The sequence below is a fragment of the Arthrospira sp. PCC 8006 genome (assembly GCF_046480465.1).
GTDB lineage: Bacteria > Cyanobacteriota > Cyanobacteriia > Cyanobacteriales > Microcoleaceae > Limnospira > Limnospira platensis.
In genome coordinates this window covers 1-5,611 of sequence record NZ_PKGG01000282.1, presented here as the reverse complement: position 1 = coordinate 5,611, position 5,611 = coordinate 1, and the positions used below count along the sequence as shown (strand labels likewise).

The 5,611-nt window shown below is 44.0% G+C and carries 17 protein-coding genes and 1 pseudogene; 11 read left to right on the top strand and 7 right to left on the bottom strand.

The genetic code is table 11. The annotated features are described in order from the left end of the window. The 3 genes and pseudogenes from B9T16_RS25160 to B9T16_RS25150 form a co-directional block, all read left to right on the top strand. On the top strand, positions 1-284 hold a 284-nt coding region (locus tag B9T16_RS25160; protein WP_410246045.1), incomplete at its 5' end, for a hypothetical protein. Then, positions 272-502 (top strand): hypothetical protein, encoded by a 231-nt coding sequence (locus B9T16_RS25155; protein WP_006615789.1) that lies wholly within the window; start codon positions 272-274, stop codon positions 500-502. The genes B9T16_RS25160 and B9T16_RS25155, both read left to right, overlap by 13 nt. 29 nt (positions 503-531) lie before the next feature. Then, a pseudogene (locus B9T16_RS25150) lies at positions 532-639 on the top strand (histidine kinase); the annotation flags it as partial. A gap of 20 nt (positions 640-659) precedes the next feature. Here B9T16_RS25150 and B9T16_RS25145 read toward each other — a convergent pair. Continuing rightward, the gene (locus B9T16_RS25145) at positions 660-926 is read right to left on the bottom strand and encodes a type II toxin-antitoxin system YafQ family toxin (protein ID WP_006615780.1); all 267 of its coding nucleotides are present in this window, start codon (positions 924-926) and stop codon (positions 660-662) included. Positions 927-928: 2 nt separating this feature from the next. Beyond that, positions 929-1,138 carry a hypothetical protein gene (locus B9T16_RS25140; protein WP_197535915.1) on the bottom strand — a complete coding sequence of 70 codons (210 nt, stop codon included), beginning with the start codon at positions 1,136-1,138 and terminating at the stop codon, positions 929-931. 135 nt (positions 1,139-1,273) lie between these two features. On the opposite strand from B9T16_RS25140, the gene B9T16_RS25135 reads away from it, so the two are divergent. From B9T16_RS25135 to B9T16_RS25125, 3 genes are all read left to right on the top strand, one after another. After that, entirely contained in the window at positions 1,274-1,531 is a 258-nt protein-coding gene (locus B9T16_RS25135) for a hypothetical protein (protein ID WP_373869273.1), read from the top strand. An 86-nt stretch (positions 1,532-1,617) separates the two neighbouring features. Next, entirely contained in the window at positions 1,618-1,809 is a 192-nt protein-coding gene (locus tag B9T16_RS25130; RefSeq protein ID WP_006615844.1) for a hypothetical protein, read from the top strand. Then, positions 1,802-2,143 (top strand): type II toxin-antitoxin system PemK/MazF family toxin, encoded by a 342-nt coding sequence (locus B9T16_RS25125; RefSeq protein ID WP_006615845.1) that lies wholly within the window; start codon positions 1,802-1,804, stop codon positions 2,141-2,143. Before B9T16_RS25130 ends, B9T16_RS25125 begins: the two co-directional genes overlap by 8 nt. A 61-nt stretch (positions 2,144-2,204) precedes the next feature. Here B9T16_RS25125 and B9T16_RS25120 read toward each other — a convergent pair whose 3' ends face one another. Continuing rightward, positions 2,205-2,363, bottom strand: coding sequence for a hypothetical protein (locus B9T16_RS25120; protein WP_014276958.1), 159 nt, complete (start codon positions 2,361-2,363; stop codon positions 2,205-2,207). On the opposite strand from B9T16_RS25120, the gene B9T16_RS25115 reads away from it, so the two are divergent. Continuing rightward, positions 2,297-2,485, top strand: coding sequence for a hypothetical protein (locus tag B9T16_RS25115; protein WP_373869272.1), 189 nt, complete (start codon positions 2,297-2,299; stop codon positions 2,483-2,485). The genes B9T16_RS25120 and B9T16_RS25115 overlap by 67 nt on opposite strands. A gap of 47 nt (positions 2,486-2,532) precedes the next feature. On the opposite strand, the gene B9T16_RS25110 is transcribed toward B9T16_RS25115, so the two are convergent. From B9T16_RS25110 to B9T16_RS25095, 4 genes are all read right to left on the bottom strand, one after another. Beyond that, a complete protein-coding gene (locus B9T16_RS25110; protein WP_410246046.1) occupies positions 2,533-2,745 on the bottom strand; it encodes a PIN domain-containing protein in 213 nt (70 codons plus the stop codon). Between the two features lie 24 nt (positions 2,746-2,769). After that, a complete protein-coding gene (locus B9T16_RS25105; protein ID WP_410246044.1) occupies positions 2,770-2,940 on the bottom strand; it encodes a hypothetical protein in 171 nt (56 codons plus the stop codon). Further along, complete coding sequence (locus B9T16_RS25100) at positions 2,927-3,139, bottom strand: type II toxin-antitoxin system VapB family antitoxin (protein WP_006615890.1); 213 nt, start codon at positions 3,137-3,139, stop codon at positions 2,927-2,929. Before B9T16_RS25100 ends, B9T16_RS25105 begins: the two co-directional genes overlap by 14 nt. Before the next feature lie 136 nt (positions 3,140-3,275). Next, positions 3,276-3,410, bottom strand: coding sequence for a hypothetical protein (locus B9T16_RS25095; protein WP_410246043.1), 135 nt, complete (start codon positions 3,408-3,410; stop codon positions 3,276-3,278). 194 nt (positions 3,411-3,604) lie between these two features. Here B9T16_RS25095 and B9T16_RS25090 point away from each other — a divergent pair, with 194 nt between their 5' ends. The 4 genes from B9T16_RS25090 to B9T16_RS25075 all read left to right on the top strand — a co-directional run bounded on the left by B9T16_RS25090 (position 3,605) and on the right by B9T16_RS25075 (position 5,212). After that, positions 3,605-3,811, top strand: coding sequence for a hypothetical protein (locus B9T16_RS25090; RefSeq protein ID WP_014276959.1), 207 nt, complete (start codon positions 3,605-3,607; stop codon positions 3,809-3,811). Next, positions 3,795-4,244, top strand: coding sequence for a type II toxin-antitoxin system VapC family toxin (locus tag B9T16_RS25085; RefSeq protein WP_014276960.1), 450 nt, complete (start codon positions 3,795-3,797; stop codon positions 4,242-4,244). Before B9T16_RS25090 ends, B9T16_RS25085 begins: the two co-directional genes overlap by 17 nt. Positions 4,245-4,546: 302 nt before the next feature. Next, a complete protein-coding gene (locus B9T16_RS25080; RefSeq protein ID WP_006616224.1) occupies positions 4,547-5,080 on the top strand; it encodes a hypothetical protein in 534 nt (177 codons plus the stop codon). Positions 5,081-5,089: 9 nt separating this feature from the next. Then, positions 5,090-5,212 carry a hypothetical protein gene (locus B9T16_RS25075; RefSeq protein WP_373869271.1) on the top strand — a complete coding sequence of 41 codons (123 nt, stop codon included), beginning with the start codon at positions 5,090-5,092 and terminating at the stop codon, positions 5,210-5,212. Positions 5,213-5,611: the final 399 nt, after the last annotated feature.

Here is a 5,611-nt window from a genome sequence, read left to right as displayed (position 1 = left end):
CACCCCTAGGGTTTACAGTCCGCACCACCGAAAACTACTGGCAAACATTGCTGATCAAACATCCCGATATTACCCATTTTGAAACTGAAATTCAGCAAACCCTGAATCAACCCGATGCCATTCACCAAAGTCAGCGCGATATTAACGTTTTGCTATTTTATCGCACCATCAAAGCACAAAGATGGCTAGTTGCTGTTGCTCGGCGTTTAAATGGCGAGGGTTACTTGATTACCGCTTACCAAACTGATGCAATAAAAAACGGAGCGAAATTATGGCCCAAATAAAAGTATTTTACGAACCCGAAACCGAACTTTTAACCATTTTTTGGAAATCTCCCCGTCCCAATCAAATTGCGACCGAACTTGAGAACGATATTATCCTGTTTAAAGATGGAGATACCCATGAACCCATTGGCATCGAAGTCTTGTCCTATCGTCCTGGAGATGATCGCATCAGTGGCATCTCCCTAGAACTCGGTCAACAAAATCTTGTTAATACCTGAAAAAAATCAACCGAACTCACATCCAAGCAAAAATCGCATTTCTCACCGACGAACCCCTAGAAGCGCCGTTAAAAGGCTTTCCCCCCAATCAACCGAATCTGATATCTGCTATTGAAACCTGGGTAGAGGAGATTTGAGAAACAGAGTTTTTAACCCCTTAATAAACTTCGTCATGGCTGCCGAAATCAACAAAAATAGCCTTGTTATCTTCTGTAAGATAAAATAATACTCTCACGTCGTAATCTACAGTGAAACTCCATAAATCCTTCAGTTTTCCTGATAGCTTATGGGTTCTTAAGCTCGGATCGTAAGGGTCTGACGTAAATATTTCTAGTTTTTGCCAAAATTTTGACTCTAAGTTTTCATTCCCTTTAAGCATTTTTTGTAAAGCCCGTTTAAAAGCCGAACTGAAACTAACTTCCATGATTATTCATCAATCAGTTGTTTCAATTCGTCAATCTGGTTAGAAAACTTGAGGTTTCCTTGTTGTTGTTCTTTCTGGGCTGCTTGGAAACTCTCATAAATCTTATCGCGACGTTCTTCACGGAGATACTGCTGCAACAATGATTGAATTTCTTCTTTTTCATTAGTAGAAAGACTTTTAATTCCTTCAACTATATCATTAAATGTCATCATTGACGAAGCCTCACGGTACTCAATCACCTTTAATGATATTCTACTTCACCACTTAGCGGCACCCCCCACCACACCCCATCCTGAGACACCCCATGTCCCGACGAAGACCCCCCGGAACCCAAAACCCCCGCCCAACTGCGCCGCGCCCTCAAACCACTGCAACGCCGCCAACTCCTCCCCCACCGCGCCCTCCTCCTCACGGACTGTGAACATCCCACCCCAGAAGCGATCGCCTTTTGCCAAAAACTGACCGGGGTAATTGCGTTCCGGAAGCGTCTGGGTAGGAGAATCGCATTTCTCACCTCAGAACCCCTAGAAGCGCCGTTAAAAGGCTTTCCCCCCAATCAACCGAATCTGATATCGGCGATCGAAACCTGGTTAGGGGAGATTTAAGTAACTGGGGTTCTGCCTGAAACTTAGGATAAAATTGGAATTGACCTTGAAACCTGATTTTGGGTAACGAAGCGGACTGAACTGTTATGAATACCCTAGCTCAAGAAATTCTCAAAAACTTTGATGAGTTGCCGAAGACAGAACAACAGGCGATCGCAGCAGAAATACTCAAGCGAGTTATCAATTTTGACGTTCCCCCTTTGACCGATGAGGATTTAGTCCTCAATGCAGAAGAACTATTTTTAGCCTTAGATGAGCAAGAAGCAGATTATGAGTAGTCCTAACCGGGGAGAAGTCTGGCTTGTCGATTTAGGTTACACCGCCAAGGTTAGGCCCTGTCTTGTGGTGAGTATTCCTGCCCTCATGCAGGATAGAGCATTAACAACATTGATTCCCCACACCACCAGTCCTAGAGGTTCACGTTTTGAAGTTGAGATTAAAACCCGGTTTCTCAAACCCGGAGTTTTCGACGTACAAAACCTGATTACCATTCCTCATGCAAAACTTCTGAAAAAATTAGGTGAATTAGATCCAGAGCAGTTGTCACAAATTGAAACAATTTTACGCTTATGGTTAGACTTAGAAAGCACGGATACTGAACCCAAAACATAGCCTCTCTCGCAGAGGAAAATCCCCCGGAACCCGCCACCCCTCCGGAAATGCGATCGCCACCTCAAAACCCTAAAACGCGCCCCACCTCCTCCCCCACGGAGCCATCCTCTTCGGCGGCGAATTTCCACCCGGACTCAACCCACCCCAAAAGCGATCGCCTTTTGCCAAAAACTGACGGGGGTAATTGCGATCCGGAAGCGTCTGGGTAGGAGAATCGCATTTCTCACCGACGACCCCCTAGAAGCGCCGTTAAAAGGCTTTCCCCCCAATCAACGGAATCTGATATCGGCGTTCCGGAAGCGTCTGGGTAGGAGAATCGAAACCTGGTTAGGGGAGATTTGAGGATTGGCATTTTTTAGGTTAGAATAGGGTTAGAGGAGAGTTGATAATTAATTATTGTCAGGTCGAAAGCGTAAACTATTAAGGCTGGTTGCCGTTGCAATTGTCTCAAAATCACGGTCATTATGAATTAAGATCAACTGATGTGCGATCGCCAGTTGAGCAATACAACAATCAATACTACTTCTAACCGTTAATCCCTGTCGTTGTAAATCGTAATAAATTCGGGCAGCCGCGACCCAAGTATTAGGAGTTGGTTCGATATAGTCTTGGTCTTGCAGATAGGTTTATAATAACCTCCACTCCCGTTCATCTCGGCAACCTTGCAACAGTTCCATTTGAGTAAATCGGCTCAAAAAAATGGGTTGCTCCTTAATAATTTCTGATAAAGATTGACCAACTGTACCAGTCTTGTCTCGGAAAACAGCAATCCAAACTGATGTATCAATCAAAAACATTCCGGTTTAACCGTAAGGCTTTATAGTCGTAATCTGTTGAGAATTGAATCTGTCCACTCAAATCGAGTAAATTTCGTTTTTTGCGGTTTTTGACTAACTCGGATAAAGCCAAGTTAATTAATTCTTGTTCTGTCTGAATATTGGTTAAGCGCAATCCTTCTTTCACCAATTCTTCATTGAGTTCGATGGACTTTTTCATCGCTAGTGGTTGATTTTATGTTCAGATTTATTGTCGTGCCGATTTACTTATATTAACATTTTTCTGACTCAATGTCCCCCTGATTTGGAAAATCACTTGTACCGAGGAAGACCTCGCCGGAAATGCGATCGCCACCTCAAAACCCTAAAACGCGCCCCACCTCCTCCCCCACCGTGCCATCCTCTTCGGTAGCGAAACCGTTTCCACCCCGACCCAACCCACCCCAGAAGCGATCGCTTCGGCGTTGACCTAGGAGAGCACGATTTCTCACCTCAGAATCCCTAGAAGCGCCGTTAAAAGGCTTTCCGCCGAATCAAGGGAATCTGATATAGGCGTTCCGGAAGTGTCTGGGTAGGAGAATCGAAACCTGGTTAGAGGAGATTTAAGCAGCCAAGAAACCCGGTTTCTGACCCTTAGCACCAAAATTAGCTAAAATGTCAACAACCCCTAGCCCCCAACTCAAAAATGACTCAAACTCTTGATATCACCGGACTCACCCCAGAACAAATCGAGCAAATTCACAAGATGATAGAAACTTTTAAAACTATTAATCAACAGCAGAAACAATCAACCCGAGAAAATATCTCAGAATCAGACTTGAATTCCTTGTTTTTTGCCAGCGAAATTCTCCAGCCCTTTAATCGGACGATGCTTTATGGCAGGGGAAGCTAAACGAATTTATCTGGATACGAATATCCTCGCTTATGTTGCTAATACCAAAGCCCCTCAACACAAAGCCGCTTTAGAAATATTTAGACCCACCGAAAGGGAAATTTTGTGTGTCTCATCGCAGGTTTTAGCGGAATTTTACTCCTATATTACTAATCCCGCTATTTTAGCCACGCCTTTACAGCCAACGGAAGCAATTATCCGCATTAACCGGATTTGTCAGATGCCCCATATCTGTCTACTTTCAACTCCGGTGGATTTGTTTGAACGTTGGATCGGTTTATTGGCAGAAAGACCTGTAAGCAATGGAGGTGTTTTTGATTTACTGCACATTGGGATTATGTTAGCCCATGATGTTACCACAATCTACACTTTTAACATCAAAGACTTTTCTTGGTGTTCTCAAATTGAGGCGATCGCTCCGAGTCACCGTTAATCAACCCACCACAGAAGCGATCGCTTCGGCGTTGACCTAGGAGAATCGCCTTTTGTCTGACGGGGGTAATTGCCGTTAAAAGGGTTTCCGCCTAATCAACCGAATCTGATATAGTAGTCCTAAATCAGTCGTGGAAGACGATGGCGGCCCCTTTCTCGTTGGCGGCCCAGAACATCCGAGGGGATATCGGGTGAGGTACAAATCATTTAGGATGGCTATATCCGCCATTGAAACCGGGTTAGGGAAGATTTGAGCATCCAAAACTGTTAAAATATTAGCAAACCCTAGCCTTCAGCTAAAACATGGAATCAATTGTTAAATTTATTGTTTCTACTCCCCTAGGGTTCACCGTCCGCACCACCGAAAGCTACTGGCAAACATTGCTTATCAAGCATCCTGATATTACTGATTATGAAACTGAAATTCAGCAAACCCTTAATCAACCCGATGCCATTTACCAAAGTCAGCGCGATATTGATGTCTTGCTATTTTATCGCACCCTCAAAGCCAAAAGGTGGCTGGTTGCCGTTGCACGGCGTTTAAATGGAGAGGGTTACTTGATTACAGCTTACCAAACTGATGCCATCAAAACACCGAGCAAAATTATGGCTCAAATAAAAGTCTTTTACGAACCAGAAACCGAGCTGTTAACCATTTTTTGGCAATCTCCCCGCCCTAACCAAATTGCTACGGAACTTGGGAACGATATTATCCTTTTCAAAGATGGAGACACCAATGAACCCATTGGCATTGAAGTGTTATCCTACCGCCCTCGAGATGATCGCATTAGTGGCATCTCCCTAGAACTCGGCCAACAAAACCTTATTAAAACCTAAAAAAATCCACTGCACTCAAATCTGAGCGAAAATTACCTCACCTCAGAACCCCTAGAAGCCCCCTTAAAAGGCTTTCCCCCCAATCAACGGAATCTGATATCTGCCATTGAAACCTGGTTAGGGGAGATTTGAGCAGCCAAGAAACCGGGTTTATCCCTGAAACTTGAGATCAAATCAAAACTATACCAGCCCAACCATTGTCCAAATCACCATAACCCAATTTATGATGACACTTACAGAATTGCTCCCCGCCATCGAGCAACTGTCACCCATTGACAAAATTAAACTAATTGTGCGAGACGTTCAGGCATGAAATAGGGTTGAAATACCTGAAATAACCGCCTGGTGGGGACTTCAACCCCTTGGTTGAATATAAGGAGCGCACTCCTGACCATCCTCATAACTGTTTATATGTCCCAACATTCGGTATAGAAATATACCAAATAAGGCAGGGAACCCAAGGTCAAAACGAACTAACTCATACAAATTCCTATAGGAAGCCCAGAAATGGATAAGTAAAGTTAGGAAATT